Origin of the sequence: Algoriphagus sp. NF (genome assembly GCF_028823735.1) — a bacterium.
Taxonomy (GTDB): Bacteria; Bacteroidota; Bacteroidia; order Cytophagales; family Cyclobacteriaceae; genus Algoriphagus; species Algoriphagus marincola.
Window position 1 is genome coordinate 40,886 of sequence record NZ_JAPEIB010000012.1, and the last position, 23,950, is coordinate 64,835.

Below are 23,950 nucleotides of genomic sequence, written 5' to 3' on the forward strand. Positions count from 1 at the left end.
CGATATTAATTGCTAATGAAAAAAATCACTCACCTAGCAACAATACCATGCGTAAACTTTATCTAATCATTTTGTCCTTTGCGCTTCTTTGGAGTCCTTCTTTTGCACAAAAGAAAAACTCCGAGGAGAAAGCTAAGGATCTCGCTTCTCAAAGTTTCTCGGCATTTGCCTGGAGAAATATCGGTCCTGCATTTACCTCAGGCCGAATTGCTGACATTGCTATTCACCCAAACAACCGTAATGTCTGGTATGTGGGAGTGGCCTCAGGCGGAGTCTGGAAAACAGAAAATGCAGGTACCACCTGGACTCCTATTTTTGACGATCAGCCAGTATTTGCCATTGGCTGTGTCACTATTGATCCTGTCAACCCTAACCGTGTTTGGGTGGGAACCGGGGAAAACAACGGCGGTCGACACATCTCTTTCGGGGATGGGGTTTACCTCAGTGAAGACGGTGGATCCACTTGGAAAAATATGGGACTGAAGAATTCGCAGCACATTGGAAAAATCATCGTTCATCCCGAAAATTCAGACGTAATCCTAGTTGCCTCTCAGGGTCCACTTTGGAGTAGCGGTGGAGATCGTGGATTCTATCGCTCAGAGGATGGGGGAAAAACTTGGGAAAAGACTCTTGGAGATGAGGAATGGACAGGAGTAGCGGATGCTGTGATCGACCCAAGAAATCCTGATGTCGTGTATGCTGCCACTTGGCAAAGACACAGAACGGTAGCCGGATATCTTGGCGGCGGACCTAAATCTGGAGTTCACAAATCGATAGATGGGGGAAAAACCTGGACCGAATTGACCAATGGTATTCCTGGAGGAATCAAAGGAAAAATCGGTTTGGCGATCAGCCCTCAAAACCCAGATTATGTATATGCAGCGATTGAATTGATTAGAAGAACCGGCGGGGTATTCTTGAGTACCAATCAAGGTGCTTCCTGGACAAAAATGTCGGATACCGTATCTGGAGCCACTGGCCCTCACTACTATCAGGAACTAATTGCAGACCCACATCGCTTCGGTGCGATTTACTTGATCGATGTTCGCATGCAGGTTTCCTACGATCATGGAAAAACCTTTGCTATTTTGAACACTGACGCCACCCACTCAGATAGTCATTCCTTGAATTTCATTGCCGATGAGCCTGACTTTATGCTTTTGGGTACAGATGGCGGTATTTACGAGACGCTTGACGGCACCAAATCTTGGAGATACATTAAAAATCTGCCGGTGACGCAATACTATAAAGTGGCTGTGGATGATGCAGCACCTTTCTACAATGTCTATGGAGGTACACAAGACAACGGATCCCATGGAGGCCCTTCCAGAACAGACGATGAAAATGGAATTCGCAATGCCCACTGGTCAAGAGTGCTGGGTGGTGACGGTCATCAGTCTGCTGTAGAGCCAGGTAATCCTGATATCGGCTATGCTGAGTCTCAGCAAGGCTACCTACATCGTCTGGATCGAATCACTGGTGAATCGGTATACATCCAGCCACAGCCTGGACCGAATGAAGGGGAAGAGCGTTTCAACTGGGATTCTCCGATTTTGCCAAGTCAGCATGTACCTAGCACCATTTATTTTGCTTCGCAAAGAGTCTGGAAATCCACAGATCGAGGAGATTCCTGGACGGCGATTTCCGGAGATCTGACGACTGGAAGGGATCGAATTACTGAGCCCATCATGGGTAAAAATCAAAGTTGGGATCATGCCTGGGATATGTATGCCATGTCTGAATTCAGCACTATTTCTTCGCTTGGTGAATCCCCAATCAATCCCGATGTCCTTTATGCAGGTACGGACGATGGACTGATTCAATACACCACAGATGGTGGAGAAAACTGGAACAAAGTGCCTGTCAGTAGCATCCCTGGCGTTCCTGAAAATGCCTTTGTAAACGATATCCGTGCGGATTTATTTGATGAAGCCACAGTCTATGTGGTCTTAGATAATCATAAGGAAGGCGATTTCAAGCCTTATGTCGCAAAGAGCACCAACTATGGGGCTAGCTGGACTTTGATTACAAATGGTCTTCCTACTCCACTACTTACCTGGAGAATCGTTCAGGATCATAAAAAAGAGGGCCTCTTATTCCTAGCTACCGAATTTGGGGTTTTCTTTTCCATCAATGGAGGAGGAAAATGGATGGAGCTGAATGGTGGCTTACCGACCATTTCTTTCAGAGATATCACTATACAGCGTAGAGAAAATGATCTGGTAGGAGCTTCATTTGGAAGAGGCTTCTTCGTGTTGGATGATTACAGTGCCTTGAGAGAAATCTCAGAGGAGATGCTGGATCAGGAAGCACAACTTTTCACTCCTAGAGATGGCTATTGGTACGTACCCAAAAACGCTGTACGATATATGGGTGACGACTATTGGTCAGCTCCAAATCCTGAGTTTGGGGTTACTTTCACCTATTTTATCAAAGATGCCATGAGTACCCTAAAGGCCGATCGACAGAAGGCCGAAAAAGAAATGGGTGATGCCTCGATACCTTTCCCAGGCTTTGATGCTATAGAATCAGAGATGATGGAGAAAACACCAGAGATCCATCTGGAAATTTATGATGCAGATGGAAACTTTGTACAGCGGGTGAAGGCAAAAAATGCTGCCGGCATTCATAGAATGACTTGGGATCTGACGATGGCTAGTCAGGGAGTCATTGATCCAGATCGTCTTCGAGCAGGAGGTTTTGGTGGTATGATGGCTTTGCCTGGCACTTACTCTGCCAAATTAGTATCCTACAAGGATGGGGAATTGACCCCGATGGGAGCCCCCGTCTCTTTCGAAGTAAAACCTCTTCGTGAGGGTGCCCTTCCTGGTAAGAGTCTTTCTGAAATAAAAGCCTTCCGAGCTGAGATAAGTGAATTTGCCAACGAATTGACTTTGGCTGAATCCGACCTGGAGAAAGCTCTCAAGCAAGTTCAGGCAATGCAAGTGGCCGTCAGCAGGTCTGAAAAAATGGATGCAGCTTTGGTCAAGGATCTCCACGAAGCTGAGATGGATTTGAAAATGCTGGAAAGCAAAATGAATGGAAACCTGGCTAAGCGAGAGCTACAGGACAATAAAGCACCAACAGTCACTGATAGACTCTATGCTGCATACGGTGGAGCAACAGGAACTTATGGTCCAACAGGCATGCAAAAAGGAGCTCTTGAAGCTGGTAAAACAGAATTTGCTCCAATTAAGGCAGAGTTGGAGCAGATGAAAGGAAATACAATCCCTGCACTTGCTGCTAGGGTAAAAGCATTGGGTGCACCACCCATTGATGGATTGGACAACTAATGAAAAGCCCGAGTTGAAAAGCTCGGGCATCTATTTTTCCAGTACTTGAAGAATTTTAAGGGACTTGGGGTAAAATAAAAGACGGCAAAAAAGCCGTCTTTTTTCTTGTTAAGCCACCTCCTAGCAATATTTATTGGAGAGGGAAATTACTTGTTAGAATTACTTTAAGCGCCCCTTAAATACAGCCGATTCGCCCAACTGCTCTTCAATTCTTAGCAATTGATTGTACTTAGCCATACGGTCAGATCGAGAAGCAGACCCGGTTTTAATCTGTCCAGTATTTAAAGCTACAGCCAAATCTGCGATGGTAGAATCTTCAGTTTCACCAGATCTGTGAGACATCACAGCGGTAAAGCCAGCCTTATGAGCCATATTCACTGCATTGATCGTCTCAGTTAATGTACCGATCTGATTAACCTTGATCAAGATAGAGTTTGCAGATTTTTCTTTGATTCCACGCTCCAAAAACTTCACATTAGTCACAAAAAGATCATCACCGACTAACTGAACTCGATCACCAATTTTGGCAGTCAGCATTGCCCAACCTTCCCAGTCATCTTCCGCACATCCATCCTCGATCGAGTCGATTGGATACTTTTCAGTCAACTCAGCCAAATAAGCCACTTGCTCTTCTCTTGAACGAACTTTACCAGATGGACCTTCAAATTTTGCATAATCGTACTTGCCATCCACAAAAAACTCAGAAGCAGCGCAGTCCAAAGCGATTGAGACTTGCTCGCCAGCTTTGTAGCCAGCTTTTGAGATTGCATCTAGAATACTTCCTAGTGCTTCCTCAGTTCCACCAGAGAAATTCGGCGCAAATCCACCTTCATCCCCTACTGCAGTCACCAAATTTTTATCATGAAGAATCTTCTTCAAGTGATGGAAAATCTCTGCTCCCATTCGGATGGCCTCAGAGAAACTTTCTGCTCCCACTGGACGAATCATAAACTCCTGGAATGCAATGGGTGCATCAGAGTGGGATCCTCCGTTAATGATATTCATCATTGGAACTGGAAGTGTATTGGCATTTACGCCACCGATGTATCGGTATAAAGGCTGTCCTGACTCCATAGCAGCAGCTTTTGCCACAGCAAGAGAAACACCCAAAATAGCATTTGCACCCAATTTGCCTTTGTTTGGAGTGCCATCAAGCTCAATCATGATCTGATCAATCAAGTTTTGCTCAAAGACATCAAAGCCAACAAGCTCGGATGCGATGATATCATTGACATTGGCAACGGCTTTTAGAACGCCTTTGCCCAAATATACATTTTTGTCTCCGTCTCTAAGTTCTACAGCTTCATTGGCACCGGTGGAAGCACCACTAGGTACTGCAGCTCGGCCAAACGCGCCATTTTCAGTAACGACGTCTACCTCGATAGTAGGGTTTCCTCTAGAGTCGAGGATTTGTCTAGCATGAATTGATTGAATCAAAGTCATAGTTTAAAAGGTTTGAGATTAATTTTTATTGATTAATGCGATAAAGTCATCGAAAAGATAGCGAGAATCATGGGGTCCCGGAGAAGACTCGGGGTGGTACTGTACAGAGAAAGCGGGTTTGTTGTTAAGCTTAATCCCAGCCACGGTATTATCATTCAGATGAACATGTGTGATTTCAACTTCTGCATGTTTTTCGGCGTCCTCTCTTACGATATTGAAACCATGGTTTTGAGAGGTAATTTCACTTTTCCCTGTAAAGAGATTCTTAATCGGATGATTGATGCCTCTATGACCATGGTGCATCTTGAATGTAGAAATTCCTACTGCTTCTGCAAGCAATTGATGTCCAAGGCAGATCCCAAAGACAGGCTTATTCGTAGCCAAAACATCCTTAACAGTTTCCACTGCATAATCCATAGCAGCAGGATCACCAGGTCCATTGGATAGGAAGTATGCATCAGGTGCCCAAGTCTCCATTTCGGCTAGGGAAGTTTTAGCGGGGAAAACCTTGCAGTAGACACCACGCGAAGCGAGGTTTCGGAGAATATTCTTTTTGATTCCGAAATCCAGACACGCAACGCGGATAAGAGCATCCTCATTTCCAAAAAAGTAAGGTTCCTTTGTACAGACTTGAGAGGAAAGTTCCAGCCCATTCATATCTGGAAGCTTTTCTAATTCAGCTTTAAGACCTTCCAAATCTCCTTCATACTCAGAACTGATGATGGCATTCATTGCACCCTGAGAACGGATATGTCTCACGAGTTTTCTGGTATCAATATCTGCAATTCCGGTGATGCCATTAGAAACCAAATAGTCCTGCAATGAACCATGACCATCTAGTCTAGAGTAGATCTCGGAAAAACTATTCACCACAATACCACCAATCGTTGGATGGTCTGATTCTACTTCCTCATTATGGACACCGTAATTCCCAATATGGGAGGTAGTGGTCACAATCACCTGTCCGGTGTAGGATGGGTCGGTATAAATTTCTTGATATCCAGTCATACCGGTGTTGAAGCAAATTTCTCCACCATTTGTACCTGGATTTCCGATCAGCGAGCCATGGAAAATTGTTCCATCTGCAAGTAATAGGGTAGCTTTCTTTTTTATCATGATGTGAAGGATTGGCCAAAGTTAAATATTTCTGAGAAGGTGAGGAATCTATGGGCATAAAAAAAGGATTGAACTAACGTCCAATCCTTTAATTATATTCAGAGATCAACCATTTAGTTTTTCTCAGATTCTTCATTTGACTCATTAGAAGCATCATCTGCCTCGTTTGTAGGCTCTTCAGTTGAGGTTTCAGCTGCTGGAGCTGCTTCCTTCTTCTCAGCCGCTGGAGCTGCAGATGCAGTTTCAGTAGCCTTAGAACCTGAACCTCTACGAGATCTTCTGGTAGTCTTCTTAGCTGGCTTGCTGTCTTTCAACATTAGCTCATTGAAGTCAACCAATTCGATGATACACATCTCAGCATTATCACCAAGACGAAATCCAGTTTTGATGATTCTAGTGTAACCACCTGGACGAGTACCCACTTTCGCGATTACTTCACCAAATAGTGCTTTGATACCATCCTTATTTTTAAGGTAAGAAAATGCAACTCGACGATTGTGAGTAGTATCTTCTTTTGCTCTTGTGATAAGAGGCTCTACGTATTTTTTTAATTCTTTAGCCTTTGCAAGCGTGGTAGAGATACGCTTGTGAAGAATCAAGGACGTGGCCATATTGGAGAGCATTGCTTTCCTGTGGGCTGCCTTTCTTCCAAGGTGGTTGAATTTCTTGCCGTGTCTCATTTTATTTATTCTTCATCAAGTTTATACTTTGAAATATCCATCCCAAAGGTCAATCCTTTGTCTTGGATCAACTGCTCCAATTCTGCAAGTGACTTCTTACCGAAATTTCTGAATTTCATCATATCAGAAATTTCCAACTTAGCAAGATCACCCAAGGTCTTCACGTCAGCTGCTTTGAGACAATTGAATGCTCTTACGGAAAGGTCAAGATCACTCAATGAAGTTTTAAGAAGCTTACGCATGTGAAGGAACTCCTCGTCAATTGGCTCTGGCTCAGCAATTCCAGTTGAATCCAAGACCATGGTCTGATCAGAGAACAACATGAAGTGCTGAATCAGAATTTTAGCAGATTCTTGAAGTGCTTTCTCAGGGTGGATAGATCCATCTGTAGAAACTTCCAAGATTAGTTTTTCGAAGTCAGTCTTCTGCTCAACTCGCGTATTTTCTACACTATACTTTACATTCTTAATCGGTGTAAAGATGGCGTCGATAGCGATTTGACCGAACACTTGCTCCTTTGGTTTGGACTCTTCAGCAGGTAGGTATCCTCTACCCTTTTCGATAGTGAGTTCAATTTCGAAAGTTTTGGACTCGTCAATGTGACAGATTACCAAATCCGGATTCAAGATCTCAAAAGAAGAGGTGAACTTGGCAATGTCCCCAGCAGTGAAGACAGACTGGTTTTTTACCTCCACAGTGATTTTTCCGTCAAAAGCTTCGTGAACTTTCTTGAAACGCACCTGCTTCAGGTTCAAAATAATGTCGGTCACATCTTCCACTACACCTTCGATGGTAGAAAACTCATGCACCACTCCAGGAATCTTGATGGAAGTGATGGCATAACCCTCCAGCGAAGAAAGCAATATCCTTCTCAGAGCGTTACCGATAGTAACTCCATACCCTTTTTCTAGTGGCTTAAAAGTGAAGAGGCCATGGAAGTCATCGGCTTTCTCCATTACCACTTTCTCGGGCATTTGAAATGCTAATATGGACATATATTGTTCGTTGTTTTTTGCTGAAAATAGGAAATATTACTTAGAGTAAAGTTCGACGATCAGCTGTTCTTTGATATTCTCAGGAATATCGTCACGAACAGGGATGCTAACAAACTTACCCGTCAAAGTAGGCTTATCAAACTCAAGCCAAGAGTATCTCTGCGCACCAGAGTTGCCAGCAAGGCTACTCGTGATAGCTTCAAGAGATTTCGAACGCTCACGTACTGAAACCACGTCTCCGGGCTTCAATGAGTAAGACGGAATATTAACCACCTCACCATTCACAAGGATATGCTTGTGAGAAACAAGCTGTCTTGCACCTCTACGAGTAGGAGCGATTCCCATTCTGTAGACGGTGTTGTCAAGTCTTGCCTCTAGGAGTTGAAGAAGGTTTTCACCGGTGATACCGCCCTTACGAGATGCGATGTCAAACATTTTGGCGAATTGACGCTCCAATACACCATAGATGTATTTTGCTTTCTGCTTTTCAGCAAGCTGGATTGCGTATTCAGACTGCTTCTTTCTTCTACCTCTTCCGTGCTGTCCAGGAGGATAGTTTTTCTTCTGAAGTGCTTTGCTGTGCCCTTCGATAGGCTCGCCAAATTTTCTGGCGATCTTGGATTTAGGACCTGTATATCTAGCCATTCTTTTTCTTTTTTAAAATTAAACTCGTCTACGCTTAGGAGGTCTACAACCGTTATGTGGCATAGGAGTCACGTCGATAATGGTAGTCACATCCAATCCCACATTTTGCAACGTACGAATAGCTGATTCACGACCGGAACCAGGACCTTTGACAAAGACCTCAATTTTTCTCATTCCCAAGTCATAAGCAACTTGTCCGCAATTTTGAGCGGCCATTTGCGCAGCATAAGGAGTGTTTTTCTTCGAACCTCTGAATCCCATTTTACCGGCAGACGCCCAAGAGATCACTTGTCCAGCATTGTTGGTAATGGAGATGATGATATTGTTGAATGAGGCTTTGATATGAGCCTGGCCTACTGCTTCAACTTTTACAACTCGCTTTTTACCTTTCGATTTATCGTTTCTTTTCTGAGCCATAATCTAATTCAGGTTTTATTTAGTTGCCTTCTTCTTGTTAGCAACAGTTTTACGCTTACCCTTTCTTGTTCTGGCGTTGTTTTTGGTCTTTTGACCACGCACAGGAAGGCCTTTTCTGTGTCTCAAGCCTCTGTAGCAACCGATATCCATCAATCGCTTGATGTTCAGTTGAACTTCAGATTTCAAAACACCTTCAGTCCGGAATTCTTCCGAGATGATATTTCGGATAGTAGTGGACTCGTCGTCATCCCATTCGCCAGCCTTTTTGTCAAAGGAAATTCCAGCTTTACTTAGGATCGCTCTGGCTGAGCTTCTACCGATACCGAAGATATAGGTAAGCCCGATTTCGCCTCGCTTATGGTCTGGTATATCTACACCTGCAATTCTAGCCATAATCTTAACCTTGTCTTTGTTTAAACTTAGGATTCTTTTTGTTGATGACGTAAAGCTTTCCTTTTCTTCTGATCACCTTACAGTCAGCGCTTCTCTTTTTGATAGATGCCCTTACTTTCATATGCTTATTAGTTGTTTTTTTAAGGCAATATAAAACCTGGTTTGACGCCAGACCTTACTGCTTTTACTTATATCTGTATACAATTCTGCCTTTGGAAAGGTCGTATGGAGAAAGCTCCAGCTTAACCCGGTCACCTGGAAGGATCTTGATATAATTCATCCTCATCTTTCCAGATATGTGTGCAATGAGCTGATGTCCATTTTCCAGCTCTACTTTAAACATCGCGTTGGACAAGGCCTCGATAATAGTACCGTCCTGTTCGATTGAGGTTTGTTTAGCCATATTAGAATTTATAGTTCTCTTCTATGTACTTATGCGAAGTCAATATTTCTGTACGATCTTCAAAGATCGCAACCGTATGCTCATAATGTGCTGACGGCTTTCGATCGGCAGTCCGAATAGTCCAACCATCTCGTTCTTGCACGATATTTCGTGTACCAAGATTGACCATCGGTTCGATAGCTATGACCATGCCGTCTTTAAGCAATGGACCACTACCTTTTTTGCCATAATTAGGGACTTCAGGTGCTTCATGAAGATTCTTTCCTAGACCATGTCCCACCAGCTCGCGAACGACGGTATAACCTTTGGCCTCTACAAACTTCTGAATGGCATTCCCAATATCTCCAATACGATTGCCAAAAACTGCCTTTTCAATTCCCAGATATAATGAATCTTTGGTGGCGCGCAATAAATCTAAGACTGGGGATGATACTTCACCTACGGGATACGTATAAGCGGAATCGCTATGAAAACCTTGGTGAAAGACTCCACAATCTATCGAGATTATATCGCCATCTTTCAATTCATACTCGCTGGGAAATCCGTGAACTACTACTTCATTCACAGAAATACAGAGTGAAGAAGGGAAACCGCCATAACCTTTGAAAGAAGGAACGGCTTGATGATCCCTGATAAACTCCTCAGCAATTTTATCTAAGTAAGAGGTCTTTACCCCTACTTTGACATGCTTGGCTACTTCCCCGTGGGCTTTAGCCAAGATATCAGCACTCTCTTTTATCTTTTGAACCTCCTCAGAGGTTTTATAATGAATCATGTTAAGCTACTTGGTAATTCGAAGCGTTGTTCTTCATATTACCGCTCTTCATCATTCCTTCATAGTGACGCATTAGCAGATAACTCTCAATCTGTCTAAGCGTATCCATAATCACACCTACCATAATCAGGAGCGATGTACCTCCATAAAACTGAGCAAACTCACCACCAACACCCGCGATAATCGCAAGAGCAGGAAGAATGGCAACTACAGCTAAAAGGATAGAACCTGGAAGCGTGATCTTAGAAATGATACCATCGATGAATTCAGAGGTAGGAGCCCCTGGCTTGATACCAGGTACAAAACCTCCATTTCTCTTCATGTCTTCAGCTATTTGCTCAGGATTAACTGTAATAGCGGTGTAGAAGAAAGTAAAGACGATGATCATCACTGCGAATACAAGATTGTACTGCCAAGAAGTAAAATCAGAGAAGGTAGTACCTATGTAATTGGCAATATCACTCTCGCCAGCCCAAATCTGAGCAATCAAGGCAGGAACAAACATCAATGACTGGGCAAAGATGATTGGCATCACACCAGAAGCATTAACCTTGATAGGGATGTACTGCCGCTGCCCACCATATACTTTACCACCTACAACTTGCTTAGCATACTGCACAGGAATTCTACGTGTAGCTTCTGTCAATGCCACTACCCCAACAACTACGAAGAAGAGAACGGCAGCCTCGATCAATAGTAGAAGTAGACCAGAAGATCCCTTTTCAAGAACCTCGGCGATAATTGCACCTGGGAATCTAGAGATGATACCGATCATGATCAGCATGGAAATACCATTACCAATTCCTTTTTCAGTAATCTTCTCACCCAACCACATACAGAACATAGTACCTGCAGAAAGCAATACCAATGAACTGAACATGAACAATCCGGTACTTACCATAACTGCGCCTGTCGGCAAAATAGTAGCAGTAACGTAACCGATACCTTGAGCAATAGTGATCAGAATTGTCAAAACTCGGGTTATCTGATTGATTCTTTTACGACCAGATTCACCTTCTTTTTGCATCTTCTGGAAATAGGGTACTCCGACAGTCAAAAGCTGCAACACGATGGAAGCAGAGATGTAGGGCATGATACCCAATCCGAAAATGGATGCATTACTAAATGCACCACCTAGAAACGTATCAATCAAACCGAAAATACCTTCCTGAGGACCTCCCAACTTAGAGGGGTCGACACCAGGTAAAACGATAAAGGAACCTAATCGGAAAATAATTAGGAACCCAATCGTATTGAAAATTCTCACCCGAAGGTCTTCGATTGAAAAGATATTCTTAACTGTCGAAATAAACTTTTTCATTTAATCAAATCTTATTGACGGAACCGCCTGCTTTTTCAATAGCTTCAACAGCAGATGCCGAGAAAGCGTGTGCAGAAACAGCAACTTTTGAATTCAATTCACCACCACCTAGAACTTTTACTCTGTCATTTTTAGAAGCAACTCCATGTGCAACCAAAGTAGCAAAATCAAGGGTTTCTAGATTGTGAGTTTCTGCAAGGGCCTGCAAGGTATCCAAATTAATTGGCTTGTACTCTACCCTATTCAAACTTTTGAATCCAAATTTAGGAACTCTTCTTTGAAGTGGCATCTGACCACCTTCAAATCCAAGCTTCTTCTTATATCCAGATCTAGATTTAGCACCTTTGTGACCTCTTGTGGAGGTACCGCCTCGTCCAGAACCAGGACCTCTACCGATTCTCTTTCGGTTTTTAGTAGATCCTTCTGCTGGTTTTAATGTATGTAATTTCATGATTAAACCTCCTCTACTTTTACTAGGTGATTGACTTTCTTAACCATCCCTGCAATCTGAGGTGTATTTTCTACCTCTACAGATTTACTAATTCGTCCAAGGCCCAAAGCAGTAATCGTAGCTTTTTGATCCTTTGGTCTTTTGATGGTAGATCTAACTTGCGTGATTTTTATCTTGGCCATGAGATTATCCGTTAAAAACTTTAGACATTTTCACTCCTCGCTGCTGAGATACTGCAATAGCATCACGCAAATTCATCAAAGCGTCGATAGTAGCCTTCACTACGTTGTGAGGATTGGAAGATCCTTTAGATTTAGCCAAAACGTCAGTGACGCCAGCTGATTCCAATACTGCACGCATCGCACCACCGGCAATTACACCTGTACCTGCTGCTGCTGGCTTGATAAGAACCAAACCACCACCGAATTTGCCAATTTGCTCGTGAGGAATTGTACCCTTAAGTACCGGAACTTTCACGAGGTTCTTTTTAGCATCTTCGATTCCTTTTGTAATTGCATCAGTTACTTCATTGGCCTTACCCAATCCGTAACCTACTACACCGTTACCGTCACCTACTACCACGATAGAAGAGAAAGAGAATCGGCGTCCACCTTTCACTACTTTCGCTACTCGGTTGATAGCAACGACTTTTTCCTTAAGTTCTGTATCTGTAGCCCTGATAGGCTTTTTTCTTAGTTGAGACATCGCTGATTAAAATTTAAGGCCACCTTCTCTGGCTCCATCGGCCAAGGCTTTGATATTACCGTGAAACAAATAACCGTTTCTGTCAAAAACCACAGAACTTACACCGTTTGCAGTAGCTTTCTCAGCAAGTTTCTTACCTACTTCCTTAGAAATCTCTACATTGATATTACGCTCAACTCCCAATTCTTTGGAAGATGCATGCGCAAGCGTATGTCCTTTAAGGTCATCGACCAATTGTGCATAGATACCCGTGTTACTTTTGAACACAGATAAACGAGGTCTGGAATCGGTACCGGAAATTTTTCTACGGATACCCTGCTTGATTCTAAGTCTTCTGGAATTCTTATTAAATGCCATAACCTATTATTTTTTAGCGGCAGTTTTACCAGCCTTACGTCTAATTTGTTCACCAACAAATCGAACACCTTTACCTTTGTAAGGCTCGATTTTTCTAAGAGACCTGATTTTAGCAGCTACTTGTCCGATCAATTCCTTATCGATTGCCTCGAGGGTGATGATCGGATTTTTACCTTTAGCAGTCTCAGTCTTCACATTAATAGTCTCCGGCAAAGCGAAGAAGATATTGTGTGAATACCCTAAGTTCAACTCAAGAACTTGTCCTTGGTTAGTGGCTTTGTAACCTACACCCACAAGCTCAAGTTCTTTCTTATATCCTTCGGACACGCCGATGACCATGTTATTGATCAATGATCTGTAAAGACCGTGAAGCGACTTATGTCTTTTGGATTCAGTAGGACGAGAAACGACAATATCATTTCCCTCTACTGTCACTTTGATGTCAGGATTGACTTCCTGTACTAGTGTACCCTTTGGACCTTTAACAGTGACTACTCCATGAGCAGACACGTCTACAGTAACACCGCTGGGTAGATTTATTGGTTTTTTACCTATTCGTGACATGATAGTAAATTAATATACGTAGGCAAGTACTTCTCCTCCGATCCCTTCGGAGCGAGCTTCTTTATCAGTCATTACCCCTTTAGAGGTAGAGATGATGGCCACACCCAAACCGTTGATCACGCGGGGTAGCTCATCGTGTTTTGCATATTTTCTAAGACCTGGCTTACTTACGCGAGTCAGGTTTACGATTGCATTTTGCTTAGTAGTAGGATTGTACTTCAAAGCGATCTTAATTGTGCCTTGAGGTCCGTTATCTTCAAACTTATAGTTTTGGATATATCCTTTGTCATGCAATACTTTGGTGATCTCCTTCTTAATGTTAGAAGCAGGGATCTCCACGATACGATGAGAAGCCTTGATGGCATTTCTCAATCGAGTCAAGTAATCAGCTATTGGATCAGTCATGGTATTTTAGTCTAGCTCCACCCTATTTTTGGGCGTGCAAAGTTACGAATTGATTTTTTAAATAAAAACTACTGTCGTGATTTTACCAGCTGGACTTCGTGATACCAGGGATCTTACCGGCAGATGCCATTTCCCTAAATGTCACACGGTTGATACCAAACTTTCTCATGTATCCTTTCGGACGACCGGTAAGTTTGCATCGGTTGTGAAGTCTTACCGGAGAAGCGTTCTTCGGAAGCTTGTCAAGCGCCTCATAATCACCAGCTGCTTTCAGCTCAGCTCTTTTTTGGGCATACTTGGCTACCAAGCGCTCTCTTTTTCTCTCACGAGCTTTGATGGACTCTCTAGCCATATTATTCTGGATTATTTTTGTTTACGAAAGGCATTCCGAAAGCTTTTAAAAGTGCAAAGCTCTCTTCATCTGACGGTGCAGAAGTCACGAATGTGATGTCCATGCCTGAGATTCGATTTACTTTTTCGATAGAGATTTCAGGGAAAATGATTTGCTCAGTTACTCCCAAAGTATAATTTCCTCTTCCATCGAAACCTTTGTCAGAAATTCCTTTGAAGTCACGTACACGTGGCAAAGCCACTGTCATCAAACGATCAAGGAATTCATACATTCTGTCGCCACGCAAAGTCACTTTCGCTCCGATAGGCATTCCTTCACGAAGCTTAAAGTTGGATACGGATTTCTTAGCAATCGTAGCAACGGCACGCTGACCGCTGATCAATGAAAGCTCTTCTACACCCTGGTCAACCAACTTCTTGTCAGCTACTGCAGCTCCGATACCTTTACTGATAACAATTTTGCTCAGCTTAGGAACTTGCATCACAGACTTGTACTGAAACTTCTCTTTTAGACCTGGAACGATTTCGCTCAGGTACTTATCTTTCATTCTAGGATTAGCCATTGATCACCTCCCCAGTTTTCTTTGCGTATCTTACTAATTTACCGTTGTCGCCCATTTTGCGACCTATTCGGGTAGCTTCACCGCTTTTAGGGTCTACTAGCATCAAGTTACTGATGTGTACAGAAGCTTCCTTCTTTTCGATTCCACCCTGTGGTTTAGCGGCAGTAGGCTTGACATGCTTGGTCACCATATTGATTCCTTCTACAAATGCTCTTTGCTTTTGGGTATCAATAGCCAGGATTTTGCCTGTTTTCCCTTTATCATCACCAGCGATCACTTTTACGGTGTCTCCGGTTTTCACGTGCAGTTTAGTCTGCTTGTTGATTTTACTTGCCATGATTATAGTACTTCAGGGGCCAAGGAAACGATTTTCATATATTGCTTTTCACGGAGCTCACGAGCAACTGGGCCAAAGATACGGGTACCTCTTGGCTCATCGTTGTTGTTCAACAATACCGCAGCATTGTCTTCAAAACGAATGTAAGATCCATCTTTACGTCGTATTTCTTTACGAGTACGGACGATAACCGCTTTAGAAACGGTACCTTTTTTCATATTGCTGGAAGATAGGGCTGATTTAACAGTCACAACCACCTTGTCGCCAATGGAAGCATAACGCTTTCGCGTACCTCCCAAAACACGGATCACCAATACCTCTTTGGCACCGGAATTATCCGCCACGCTTAGTCTTGATTCTTGCTGTATCATGATTATTTAGCCCTTTCAATAATTTCAACTAATCTCCAACGCTTGTTCTTACTCAGCGGACGAGTTTCACTGATCTTAACGATGTCACCTGTGTTACATTCGTTTTTCTCGTCATGAGCCATGAATTTGGTAGTCTTTGCAACGAACTTGCCATAGATGCCGTGCTTCACACGACGCTCTACTGCTACAGTAATGGACTTATCCATTTTGTTGCTGATGACCTTACCTACTCTTTCTTTTCGAAGGTTTCTTTCGATCGTAGCCATTTTCTTTTCTGTTAGCTATTATTTGGATGCTAATGCAGTCTTCAATCTTGCGATAAGACGCTTAGTTTCACCAATTCGGTTAGGATTTTCAATTGGAGAAATTGAGTGAGCAAATTTCAATTTGCTCAGGTTCGCTTTCTCAGTGCTGATTCGCTCAGCGATTTCACTTGCGGAAAGTGAAGATATTTCTGCGTATTTCATTGTTCTGATTATTCTGCGTAATCTCTACGGACAATAAACTTTGTGCTAACTGGCAATTTCTGCTGAGCTAATCGGAGTGCCTCTTTGGCAGTCTCAATTGAGACTCCGGTAGCTTCAAACAAAATAGTTCCAGGCTTGATCACGGCTACCCAATACTCAGGAGCACCTTTACCTTTACCCATACGTACTTCAGCAGGCTTCTTGGTCACAGGCTTGTCCGGGAAAATCCGGATCCATACCTGACCTTCACGCTTCATAGCACGGGTCATTGCGATACGGGCTGCCTCAATCTGACGGGATGTAATCCATCCTGCTTCTAGAGACTTGATGCCAAAGTTGCCAAAAGCGAGCGTATGCCCTCTTTGTGCAATGCCTTTGACACGGCCCTTTTGCATTTTTCTATATTTAGTTCTTTTCGGCTGTAACATGATTTCTCACTTATCGGTGAAAATTAGCTATTTCTTTTTCTACGTCTTGGAGCTCTATCTCCTTTACCTGGTCCACGGCCCTTAGGATCCTGACCGGCACCTACGTTTGGAGAAAGGTCACGCTTTCCATAAACTTCCCCTTTGAAGATCCAAACTTTGATACCGATGATTCCATACACAGTCTGTGCTTCAGAGATCGCGTAATCAATGTCTGCTCTTAAAGTATGAAGTGGAATTCTTCCTTCTTTGTACATCTCAGATCGAGCCATTTCTGCTCCACCTAGACGACCGGAAAGCTTCACTTTGATCCCCTCGGCTCCTACTCGCATAGAGGCAGCTATAGCTTGCTTCATAGCGCGACGGAAAGAGATACGTGCCTGTAGCTGCTGAGCGATAGACTCACCTACTAGTTTGGCATCCAGTTCAGGTCTTTTGATTTCAAAGATATTGATCTGAATGTCCTTGTTAGTAAGCTTTTTCAATTCCTCTTTCAGCTTATCTACTTCGGCACCACCTTTACCAATCACTACTCCTGGACGGGCGGTGTGAATTGTCAAGGTGATTCTCTTAAGCGTACGCTCAATGATCACTTTTGAAATTCCACCCTTAGGAATTCTGGCAAGGACGTACTTTCGGATTTTTTGATCTTCGTATAGTTTGTCAGCAAAGTCCTTTCCTCCGTACCAGTTGGAGTCCCAGCCCTTGACAATACCAAGTCGCAATCCTATTGGGTTGATCTTTTGTCCCATAGTTTGTTCTTAATTTGCCTGTTCGTTTGTTTCAACTATATCAGCGGTAACGTCCATGTCGTTGAATGCATCAACTACAAGAGTCACATGATTTGATCTTTTGCGGATTCTATGTCCACGGCCTTGGGGAGCAGGTCTCAATCTCTTGAGAGCTCTTCCTTCATCTACCATGATGGTTTTGATGTATAGGTCTGCTTCTTCCAATTTGGCATCAGGATTCTTAGCCTGCCAATTGGCCACTGCGGAAAGAAGAAGTTTCTCCAGACGGATTGCTCCGTGATTTGGAGTGAACTTCAAAATGCTGAGGGCCAACCCTACTCTTTTACCTCTGACCAAGTCAGCGACAAGTCGCATTTTGCGCGGAGAGGTAGGAACGTTTTTTAATCTTGCTACTGCTTCCATGATTATCTCTTTCCTTTATCTTTTTTGGCAATGTGGCCTCTGAAATTTCTCGTCGGAGCAAATTCACCCAGCTTGTGTCCTACCATATTGTCTGTGACAAATACAGGAATGAATTTATTTCCATTATGCACAGCGAAGGTATGACCTACGAAATCCGGAGAAATCATGGAGCGTCGAGACCAAGTCTTGATGACAGATTTTTTGCCGGACTCGTTCATCGCGTCCACTTTCTTTAGAAGATGATGCTCGATATAAGGACCTTTTTTTAATGAACGTGCCATGATTATTTAGATCTTTTACTAATGATGAACTTGTTTGAATACTTCTTAGGCGAACGAGTTTTCTTACCCTTGGCAAGAAGTCCGTTACGTGATCTTGGGTGACCTCCGGATGAACGTCCTTCACCACCACCCATTGGGTGATCGACAGGGTTCATTGCTACACCTCTTACTCGAGGTCTTCTTCCGAGCCATCTCTTACGACCAGCCTTACCAAGCACCACGTTCATGTGATCTCCATTAGATACTGTACCAATAGTGGCCATGCAAGTACCTAATACCATTCTCATTTCACCAGAAGGGAGTTTCAAAGTCACATATTTGCCCTCACGAGCAACGATCTGAGCATATCCACCAGCACTTCTTACCATTGCTGCACCTTTACCTGGCTTCAATTCCACACAGTGTACAATTGTACCCATTGGGATATTAGCCATTGGCATAGCATTACCCACTTCAGGAGCTACGCTTTCGCCAGCGATGACAGTCTGTCCTACTTGCAATCCTTCCGGAGCAATGATATAGGCTTTCGCACCATCGGCATAGTAAAGAAGTGCCAAACGGGCAGTTCTATTTGGATCATATTCGATCGCTTTGACTGTAGCAGGTACTCCAAACTTATTTCGCTTGAAGTCTACAATTCTCAGTCTTCGCTTGTGACCACCACCGATATAGCGGGCAGTCATTCTCCCTTGATTATTTCTACCGCCTGATTTCTTAAGTGGAGCAAGAAGGGATTTCTCTGGCGTTGACTTGGTGATCTCGTCAAATGCCGGAGCTACCCTGAATCTCGTTCCTGCTGTTACAGGCTTCAATTTTTTAATTGCCATGATCTTGATTCAATTAAATTTCTCCGTAAAAGTCGATTACCTCTCCGTCAGCTACCTGTACGAAGGCTTTCTTGAAAGCATTGGTAAATCCTGAAACGATACCTGCTTTGGTGTAGCGATTCTTACGCTTCGCAGCGTAACGCATGGTACGAATTGATACCACTTTGACACCATAAGTCTTTTCTATAGCGTTTTTAATTTCCGGCTTTTTGGCGGAACGGTCTACGACGAATCCATAGACACCACGCTCGTTCATAGCGGAAACTTTCTCTGTGATCAAAGGCTGCTTTAGAATGTCCATTGTCTTATTTTGATAAAATGGTTTCCAACTTACTTACAGAACCTTCGCAAAGCACCAAGTGGTCTGCATTAAGGACAGCGTAAGTATTTACATCATTTACATTGACAACTTTTGCCTTTGGGATATTACGGCTGGACAGGTAAACGTTTTTGTTGTCTTCTGGGAGAACCAACAGCGTCTTCTTATCGGATAGCGCCAATCCATTAAGCAATGCCAGGTAGGATTTAGTCTTGGGTGCTTCAAAGCTGAAGTTTTCCAAAACAGAAAGACTATTTTCTTTCACCTTGTATGCAAGGGCAGACTTTCTGGCAAGTTGTTTTACTTTTTTGTTCAATTTGAACGAGTAGTTTCTGGGCTTAGGACCAAAAACTCTACCTCCACCTCTGAAAATCGGAGACTTCAAAGATCCTGCACGAGCTGTACCGGTACCTTTTTGCTTTTTGATCTTCTTGGTAGATCCTGCGATTTCGTTTCGCTCTTTTGATTTATGTGTTCCCTGTCTCTGATTAGCCAGGTACTGCTTCACATCCAGATAGATGGCATTGTCATTCGGCTCAATCCCGAAGACTTCGTCTGACAATTGTACCTTTCTACCGGTATCTTGGCCTTGTTGATTTAATACTGCTAATTCCATGGCTTACTTCTCTAGAATTACGAAAGAGTTTTTGTGACCTGGTATTGAACCTGAAACCAACAGGAGGTTTTGCTCAGGGTAAATTTTCAATACTCTGAGGTTCAATATTTTCACACGATTTCCACCGGTTCTACCGGCCATTCGCATTCCCTTAAATACTCGGGATGGCCAAGAACAAGCACCAATGGATCCTGGGTGACGCTGTCTGTTGTGCTGACCGTGAGTTTGACCACCCACACCGGCAAAACCATGACGCTTCACTACACCCTGGAAACCTTTACCTTTAGAAGTACCGATAGCATCTACGAAGTCTCCTTCAATAAACACCTCTCCGGCCTTCACCGTAGCTCCAAGATCAACCTGGCCTTCAAACTCGACCCGGAAATCCCGAAACTCAACAACTTTCTGCTTTGGCGTGGTGCCGGCCTTTTTAAAGTGACCGATCAGTGGCTTAGGAGTATTCTTCTCCTTTCGCTCCCCATACGCCATTTGCACTGCGTTGTACCCGTCTGTTTCAACGTTTTTTACTTGCGTCACTACGCAAGGACCAGCCTCTATTAGCGTGCATGCGACGTTACGTCCATCGGCACTGAAAATGCTAGTCATTCCTACTTTTTTTCCTATTATACCAGACATCTTTTGGAGATAATTTGATAATCCACAAGCATTTATGCGCTTGGGCCCTTTTTAAGGACTGCAAAGTTACTGAAATAAAATTCTGTAGCAAACCCCAACTCCTATATTTTCAAACAATTAGCTAGAATTTTCCGTAGCAGAGACTAATTTCATTTGGTTTGCAGCCGGATTTCTTCTGGAAATCTTTAGACAAAGAAAAGACCCACCAATAGGTGGGTCTTATTTTCCCTGAAATTTCAGATTCTGTCAGACTTTGATTTCGACGTCTACTCCACTTGGAAGTTCGATTTTCATCAAGGCGTCAACAGTCTTAGATGAGTTTGAGTAGATATCTACCAATCTCTTATAAGTACAAAGCTGATACTGATCTCTTGCTTTCTTATTTACGTGTGGAGACTTCAATACGGTGAATTTCTCCTTTTTGGTAGGCAAAGGAATCGGTCCGACTACCACAGCACCCGTCGCTTTGACGGCTTTCACGATCTTCTCTGATGACTTATCCACCAGGCTGTGATCGTATGATTTTAGTTTTATTCTGATTTTCTGATTCATCACAAATATTGATTAGGCATTCTGACCTTTTACGTTTGCTATTACAGTTTCCGCGATGTTGTTCGGAACAGGCTCATAGTGAGAGAATGTCAATGAAGCTGTAGCTCGACCTGAAGAGATGGTTCTCAAATCAGTGATATAGCCAAACAGTTCAGACAATGGAACAGAAGCTTTCACTACTGTAGAAGTCCCTTTGGTATCCATTCCTTTCATGAGTCCTCTTCTTCTATTCAAGTCACCAGTGATAGGACCCGTGTACTCATCTGGAGTTACCACGTCTACTGACATGATAGGCTCAAGCAATTGAGGCTTACACTTTTTAGCAGCTTCTTTGAATCCAAGTCTTGCAGCCAATTCAAAAGAAAGGGCGTCTGAATCGACGTCGTGGAATGATCCGTGGAACAATCTCACTTTCATCGCCTCGATTGGGTATCCTGCCAAAGGACCATTCTTCATCGCTTCAGCAAATCCTTTCTGGATAGATGGAATAAATTCTTTTGGAATTACACCACCGACGATACCGTTAACGAAATCCAAACCTGGCTTAATTTCTCCAGTCTCAGCATCCGCTTCGCGTGGACCTAGTTCAAAAACGATATCGGCAAATTTACCTTTACCCCCAGTCTGCTTCTTGTAAACTTCTTTGTGCTCAACAGAGCCAAACAAAGCTTCTTTGTAAGCAACTTGAGGAGCACCTTGGTTGATCTCAACCTTGAACTCACGCTTCAAACGGTCGATGATGATATCTAGGTGAAGCTCTCCCATACCTCTCAAGATAGTCTGACCAGTTTCGTGATCAGTATTTACTTGAAGTGTTGGATCTTCTTCTACTAGCTTGGCGATAGCCATACCCAATTTATCTACGTCAGCCTGAGTTTTTGGCTCGATTGCGTATCCAATTACAGGCTCAGGGAAGATCATAGACTCCAATACAACTTTACGCTTTTCGTCGCAAAGGGTATCACCAGTCTTGATGTCCTTAAATCCTACTACCGCACCAATATCACCTGCACGAAGTGCATCGATTTGATTTTGCTTATTGGCGTGCATTTGGAACACACGAGAAATACGCTCTTTATTTCCAGAACGGCTATTAAATACATAAGAGCCAGAATCCAATCTACCGGAATAAGCTCTTACGAAGCATAGACGTCCTACGAATGGGTCAGTAGCAATTTTGAATGCTAGACCAGAGAAAGGCTCGTCCTCATCTGGAGCGATTCTTACCTCTTTCTCTTCGTCGTCCAGATCATGAGCGATGATATCGTCTTTGTCCATTGGAGAAGGAAGTAATTCCATCACCAAGTCAAGCATGGTCTGAACTCCTTTGTTTTTGAATGAAGATCCACAAACCATCGGAACAATCTTCATATCGATGGTAGCTGCACGAAGCGCAGTCAAGATTTCTTGCTCTGAGATAGAATCTGGATCATCGAAAAATTTCTCCATCAACGATTCGTCATACTCAGCTACAGCTTCAAGCAAATGCTCTCTCCACTGGTCAACCTCTTCTTGCATATCTTCAGGAATTGGAACCTCCTCGAAAGTCATTCCCATATCCTCTTCATTCCATACGATAGCTCTGTTATTGATCAAATCAACAACACCTTTGAACTTATCTTCTGCTCCGATAGGCAACTGCAAAGGAACTGCATAGCTACCCAACATCTCCTTCACTTGCTTACACACGTCAAGAAAGTTAGCTCCAGCACGGTCCATTTTGTTGACAAATCCGATACGAGCTACTTTGTAGTTATCTGCTAGTCTCCAGTTAGTCTCCGACTGAGGTTCTACACCATCAACGGCACTGAAAAGGAATACCAATCCATCCAATACACGCAAGGAACGGTTTACTTCTACGGTAAAGTCAACGTGTCCCGGAGTATCGATGATGTTGATTTGGTATTTTTGATCTCTGTAGTTCCAGAATACGGTAGTCGCAGCTGAAGTAATGGTAATACCTCTTTCCTGCTCCTGAGCCATCCAGTCCATGGTAGCTGCTCCGTCGTGAACCTCACCGATTTTGTGAGATACACCTGAGTAAAAAAGGATCCGCTCAGTGGTGGTAGTTTTACCGGCATCAATGTGAGCGGCGATACCGATATTTCTGGTGTACTTTAAGTCTCTTTTAGCCATCCTTAATTAAAATCTAAAATGTGAGAATGCTTTGTTGGCTTCTGCCATTCTATGCGTATCATCTTTCTTCTTGACGGCAGCTCCTTCACCTTTAGCAGCAGCCATAATCTCTCCTGCTAGTCTGTCCATCATCGTCTTTTCACCTCTTTTTCTTGCATAGTTGATCATCCACTTAATTCCAAGGGACATCTTCCGCTCTGGTCTGACTTCCATTGGAACTTGGAATGTAGCACCACCAACTCTACGACTCTTCACCTCTACGGATGGAGCAATATTGTTAAGCGCTTTTTTCCAAACTTCAAGACCATTCTCACCTACTTTTGCCTCCACTTTCTCGACTGCGTCGTAGAAAATGTTGTAAGCAATACTCTTCTTCCCGTCGATCATTAGACAGTTTACAAACTTGGTCACCAAAGTGTCATTGAACTTTGGATCGGGAAGAATATATCTCTTCTTTGGTTTCGCTTTTCTCATTTCTTTCTCTGATTACTGATTATTTTTTGGCTGCTGCAGCCTTTGGTCGTTTCGCACCGTACTTGGATCGGCCCTGCTTTCGGTCCTTCACACCAGCGGTATCTAGTGCACCTCGGATGATGTGATATCTCACACCTGGTAGATCTTTCACACGACCACCTCTGATCAATACGATAGAGTGCTCTTGTAGATTGTGACCTTCACCTGGAATGTAAGCGTTCACTTCTTTTCCATTTGTCAATCTAACCCTTGCCACCTTTCTCATCGCTGAGTTAGGCTTCTTAGGTGTGGTAGTGTATACTCTGGTACAAACCCCTCTTCGCTGTGGACATGCATCCAAAGCTCTTGATTTTGATTTGGTTTCCAGTGTAGTTCTACCTTTTCTTACTAACTGTTGAATAGTAGGCATTAACTGAAATTATTTAGTTGTCTTGTAAACTGTTGAATTTTGGACTGCAAAGGTAAATAAAGTAATAAG

36 protein-coding genes are annotated in these 23,950 nt (G+C 43.2%); 1 reads left to right on the forward strand and 35 read right to left on the reverse strand.

Annotated elements, in window-relative coordinates; genetic code table 11:
- Positions 1–47: 47 nt before the first annotated feature.
- Positions 48–3,293 (forward strand): sialidase family protein, encoded by a 3,246-nt coding sequence (locus OU792_RS07650; protein WP_274669897.1) that lies wholly within the window; start codon positions 48–50, stop codon positions 3,291–3,293.
- A gap of 159 nt (positions 3,294–3,452) precedes the next feature.
- On the opposite strand, the gene eno is transcribed toward OU792_RS07650, so the two are convergent.
- The 35 genes from eno to rpsL all read right to left on the reverse strand — a co-directional run bounded on the left by eno (position 3,453) and on the right by rpsL (position 23,881).
- Positions 3,453–4,736 (reverse strand): phosphopyruvate hydratase, encoded by a 1,284-nt coding sequence (eno, locus tag OU792_RS07655; RefSeq protein ID WP_274669898.1) that lies wholly within the window; start codon positions 4,734–4,736, stop codon positions 3,453–3,455.
- An 18-nt stretch (positions 4,737–4,754) separates the two neighbouring features.
- Complete coding sequence (gene carA / locus OU792_RS07660) at positions 4,755–5,852, reverse strand: glutamine-hydrolyzing carbamoyl-phosphate synthase small subunit (protein WP_274669899.1); 1,098 nt, start codon at positions 5,850–5,852, stop codon at positions 4,755–4,757.
- 113 nt (positions 5,853–5,965) lie between these two features.
- A complete protein-coding gene (gene rplQ, locus OU792_RS07665; protein WP_133390639.1) occupies positions 5,966–6,532 on the reverse strand; it encodes a 50S ribosomal protein L17 in 567 nt (188 codons plus the stop codon).
- A gap of 5 nt (positions 6,533–6,537) precedes the next feature.
- On the reverse strand, positions 6,538–7,527 hold the full coding sequence (locus OU792_RS07670; RefSeq protein ID WP_026945215.1) for a DNA-directed RNA polymerase subunit alpha: 990 nt from the start codon (positions 7,525–7,527) through the stop codon (positions 6,538–6,540).
- 36 nt (positions 7,528–7,563) lie between these two features.
- On the reverse strand, positions 7,564–8,172 hold the full coding sequence (rpsD, locus tag OU792_RS07675; RefSeq protein WP_026945214.1) for a 30S ribosomal protein S4: 609 nt from the start codon (positions 8,170–8,172) through the stop codon (positions 7,564–7,566).
- A gap of 18 nt (positions 8,173–8,190) precedes the next feature.
- Entirely contained in the window at positions 8,191–8,589 is a 399-nt protein-coding gene (rpsK, locus tag OU792_RS07680; protein WP_024284790.1) for a 30S ribosomal protein S11, read from the reverse strand.
- Between the two features lie 15 nt (positions 8,590–8,604).
- Positions 8,605–8,982 carry a 30S ribosomal protein S13 gene (rpsM, locus tag OU792_RS07685; RefSeq protein ID WP_024284789.1) on the reverse strand — a complete coding sequence of 126 codons (378 nt, stop codon included), beginning with the start codon at positions 8,980–8,982 and terminating at the stop codon, positions 8,605–8,607.
- A gap of 4 nt (positions 8,983–8,986) precedes the next feature.
- Complete coding sequence (ykgO, locus tag OU792_RS07690; RefSeq protein ID WP_081701372.1) at positions 8,987–9,103, reverse strand: type B 50S ribosomal protein L36; 117 nt, start codon at positions 9,101–9,103, stop codon at positions 8,987–8,989.
- Positions 9,104–9,166: 63 nt separating this feature from the next.
- Positions 9,167–9,385, reverse strand: coding sequence for a translation initiation factor IF-1 (gene infA, locus OU792_RS07695; protein WP_008202999.1), 219 nt, complete (start codon positions 9,383–9,385; stop codon positions 9,167–9,169).
- Position 9,386: 1 nt separating this feature from the next.
- The gene (map, locus tag OU792_RS07700) at positions 9,387–10,160 is read right to left on the reverse strand and encodes a type I methionyl aminopeptidase (RefSeq protein WP_274669900.1); all 774 of its coding nucleotides are present in this window, start codon (positions 10,158–10,160) and stop codon (positions 9,387–9,389) included.
- 1 nt (position 10,161) lies between these two features.
- Complete coding sequence (gene secY, locus OU792_RS07705; protein ID WP_274669901.1) at positions 10,162–11,481, reverse strand: preprotein translocase subunit SecY; 1,320 nt, start codon at positions 11,479–11,481, stop codon at positions 10,162–10,164.
- A gap of 4 nt (positions 11,482–11,485) precedes the next feature.
- Positions 11,486–11,932, reverse strand: coding sequence for a 50S ribosomal protein L15 (gene rplO / locus OU792_RS07710; protein ID WP_024284786.1), 447 nt, complete (start codon positions 11,930–11,932; stop codon positions 11,486–11,488).
- Between the two features lie 2 nt (positions 11,933–11,934).
- A complete protein-coding gene (gene rpmD, locus OU792_RS07715; protein ID WP_024284785.1) occupies positions 11,935–12,114 on the reverse strand; it encodes a 50S ribosomal protein L30 in 180 nt (59 codons plus the stop codon).
- Between the two features lie 4 nt (positions 12,115–12,118).
- Positions 12,119–12,637 (reverse strand): 30S ribosomal protein S5, encoded by a 519-nt coding sequence (gene rpsE, locus OU792_RS07720; protein ID WP_024284784.1) that lies wholly within the window; start codon positions 12,635–12,637, stop codon positions 12,119–12,121.
- 6 nt (positions 12,638–12,643) lie between these two features.
- Positions 12,644–12,994, reverse strand: coding sequence for a 50S ribosomal protein L18 (rplR, locus tag OU792_RS07725; RefSeq protein ID WP_024284783.1), 351 nt, complete (start codon positions 12,992–12,994; stop codon positions 12,644–12,646).
- 6 nt (positions 12,995–13,000) lie between these two features.
- Positions 13,001–13,558: a 50S ribosomal protein L6 gene (gene rplF, locus OU792_RS07730; RefSeq protein WP_026945210.1), complete on the reverse strand. Its 558-nt coding sequence runs from the start codon at positions 13,556–13,558 to the stop codon at positions 13,001–13,003.
- A 9-nt stretch (positions 13,559–13,567) separates the two neighbouring features.
- Positions 13,568–13,963 carry a 30S ribosomal protein S8 gene (rpsH, locus tag OU792_RS07735; protein ID WP_026945209.1) on the reverse strand — a complete coding sequence of 132 codons (396 nt, stop codon included), beginning with the start codon at positions 13,961–13,963 and terminating at the stop codon, positions 13,568–13,570.
- 82 nt (positions 13,964–14,045) lie between these two features.
- Positions 14,046–14,315: a 30S ribosomal protein S14 gene (gene rpsN, locus OU792_RS07740; protein ID WP_024284780.1), complete on the reverse strand. Its 270-nt coding sequence runs from the start codon at positions 14,313–14,315 to the stop codon at positions 14,046–14,048.
- Between the two features lies 1 nt (position 14,316).
- Positions 14,317–14,877 carry a 50S ribosomal protein L5 gene (gene rplE / locus OU792_RS07745; RefSeq protein ID WP_026945208.1) on the reverse strand — a complete coding sequence of 187 codons (561 nt, stop codon included), beginning with the start codon at positions 14,875–14,877 and terminating at the stop codon, positions 14,317–14,319.
- A complete protein-coding gene (gene rplX, locus OU792_RS07750) occupies positions 14,870–15,214 on the reverse strand; it encodes a 50S ribosomal protein L24 (protein ID WP_024284778.1) in 345 nt (114 codons plus the stop codon). Before rplX ends, rplE begins: the two co-directional genes overlap by 8 nt.
- Before the next feature lie 2 nt (positions 15,215–15,216).
- Positions 15,217–15,585, reverse strand: a complete 369-nt coding sequence (gene rplN, locus OU792_RS07755; protein WP_024284777.1) for a 50S ribosomal protein L14 — start codon at positions 15,583–15,585, stop codon at positions 15,217–15,219.
- Positions 15,586–15,587: 2 nt separating this feature from the next.
- Complete coding sequence (gene rpsQ, locus OU792_RS07760; RefSeq protein ID WP_024284776.1) at positions 15,588–15,851, reverse strand: 30S ribosomal protein S17; 264 nt, start codon at positions 15,849–15,851, stop codon at positions 15,588–15,590.
- A gap of 18 nt (positions 15,852–15,869) precedes the next feature.
- Positions 15,870–16,052 carry a 50S ribosomal protein L29 gene (gene rpmC, locus OU792_RS07765; protein ID WP_024284775.1) on the reverse strand — a complete coding sequence of 61 codons (183 nt, stop codon included), beginning with the start codon at positions 16,050–16,052 and terminating at the stop codon, positions 15,870–15,872.
- An 8-nt stretch (positions 16,053–16,060) separates the two neighbouring features.
- The gene (gene rplP, locus OU792_RS07770; protein WP_026945207.1) at positions 16,061–16,480 is read right to left on the reverse strand and encodes a 50S ribosomal protein L16; all 420 of its coding nucleotides are present in this window, start codon (positions 16,478–16,480) and stop codon (positions 16,061–16,063) included.
- A 23-nt stretch (positions 16,481–16,503) separates the two neighbouring features.
- The gene (gene rpsC, locus OU792_RS07775) at positions 16,504–17,229 is read right to left on the reverse strand and encodes a 30S ribosomal protein S3 (RefSeq protein ID WP_024284773.1); all 726 of its coding nucleotides are present in this window, start codon (positions 17,227–17,229) and stop codon (positions 16,504–16,506) included.
- Positions 17,230–17,238: 9 nt separating this feature from the next.
- Positions 17,239–17,631, reverse strand: coding sequence for a 50S ribosomal protein L22 (gene rplV / locus OU792_RS07780; RefSeq protein WP_024284772.1), 393 nt, complete (start codon positions 17,629–17,631; stop codon positions 17,239–17,241).
- Between the two features lie 2 nt (positions 17,632–17,633).
- A complete protein-coding gene (rpsS, locus tag OU792_RS07785; protein WP_024284771.1) occupies positions 17,634–17,912 on the reverse strand; it encodes a 30S ribosomal protein S19 in 279 nt (92 codons plus the stop codon).
- Between the two features lie 2 nt (positions 17,913–17,914).
- Positions 17,915–18,739: a 50S ribosomal protein L2 gene (gene rplB / locus OU792_RS07790; RefSeq protein ID WP_024284770.1), complete on the reverse strand. Its 825-nt coding sequence runs from the start codon at positions 18,737–18,739 to the stop codon at positions 17,915–17,917.
- Positions 18,740–18,752: 13 nt separating this feature from the next.
- Positions 18,753–19,040 carry a 50S ribosomal protein L23 gene (gene rplW, locus OU792_RS07795; protein WP_026945205.1) on the reverse strand — a complete coding sequence of 96 codons (288 nt, stop codon included), beginning with the start codon at positions 19,038–19,040 and terminating at the stop codon, positions 18,753–18,755.
- 4 nt (positions 19,041–19,044) lie between these two features.
- Positions 19,045–19,674 carry a 50S ribosomal protein L4 gene (gene rplD / locus OU792_RS07800; protein WP_134201530.1) on the reverse strand — a complete coding sequence of 210 codons (630 nt, stop codon included), beginning with the start codon at positions 19,672–19,674 and terminating at the stop codon, positions 19,045–19,047.
- Positions 19,675–19,677: 3 nt separating this feature from the next.
- On the reverse strand, positions 19,678–20,310 hold the full coding sequence (gene rplC, locus OU792_RS07805; protein ID WP_134201529.1) for a 50S ribosomal protein L3: 633 nt from the start codon (positions 20,308–20,310) through the stop codon (positions 19,678–19,680).
- Between the two features lie 246 nt (positions 20,311–20,556).
- Entirely contained in the window at positions 20,557–20,862 is a 306-nt protein-coding gene (rpsJ, locus tag OU792_RS07810; RefSeq protein ID WP_024284766.1) for a 30S ribosomal protein S10, read from the reverse strand.
- Between the two features lie 12 nt (positions 20,863–20,874).
- Positions 20,875–22,998, reverse strand: a complete 2,124-nt coding sequence (fusA, locus tag OU792_RS07815; protein ID WP_026945202.1) for an elongation factor G — start codon at positions 22,996–22,998, stop codon at positions 20,875–20,877.
- Between the two features lie 6 nt (positions 22,999–23,004).
- Entirely contained in the window at positions 23,005–23,472 is a 468-nt protein-coding gene (gene rpsG / locus OU792_RS07820; protein ID WP_024284764.1) for a 30S ribosomal protein S7, read from the reverse strand.
- A gap of 19 nt (positions 23,473–23,491) precedes the next feature.
- Positions 23,492–23,881, reverse strand: coding sequence for a 30S ribosomal protein S12 (gene rpsL, locus OU792_RS07825; RefSeq protein ID WP_009034221.1), 390 nt, complete (start codon positions 23,879–23,881; stop codon positions 23,492–23,494).
- Between the last annotated feature and the right edge of the window lie 69 nt (positions 23,882–23,950).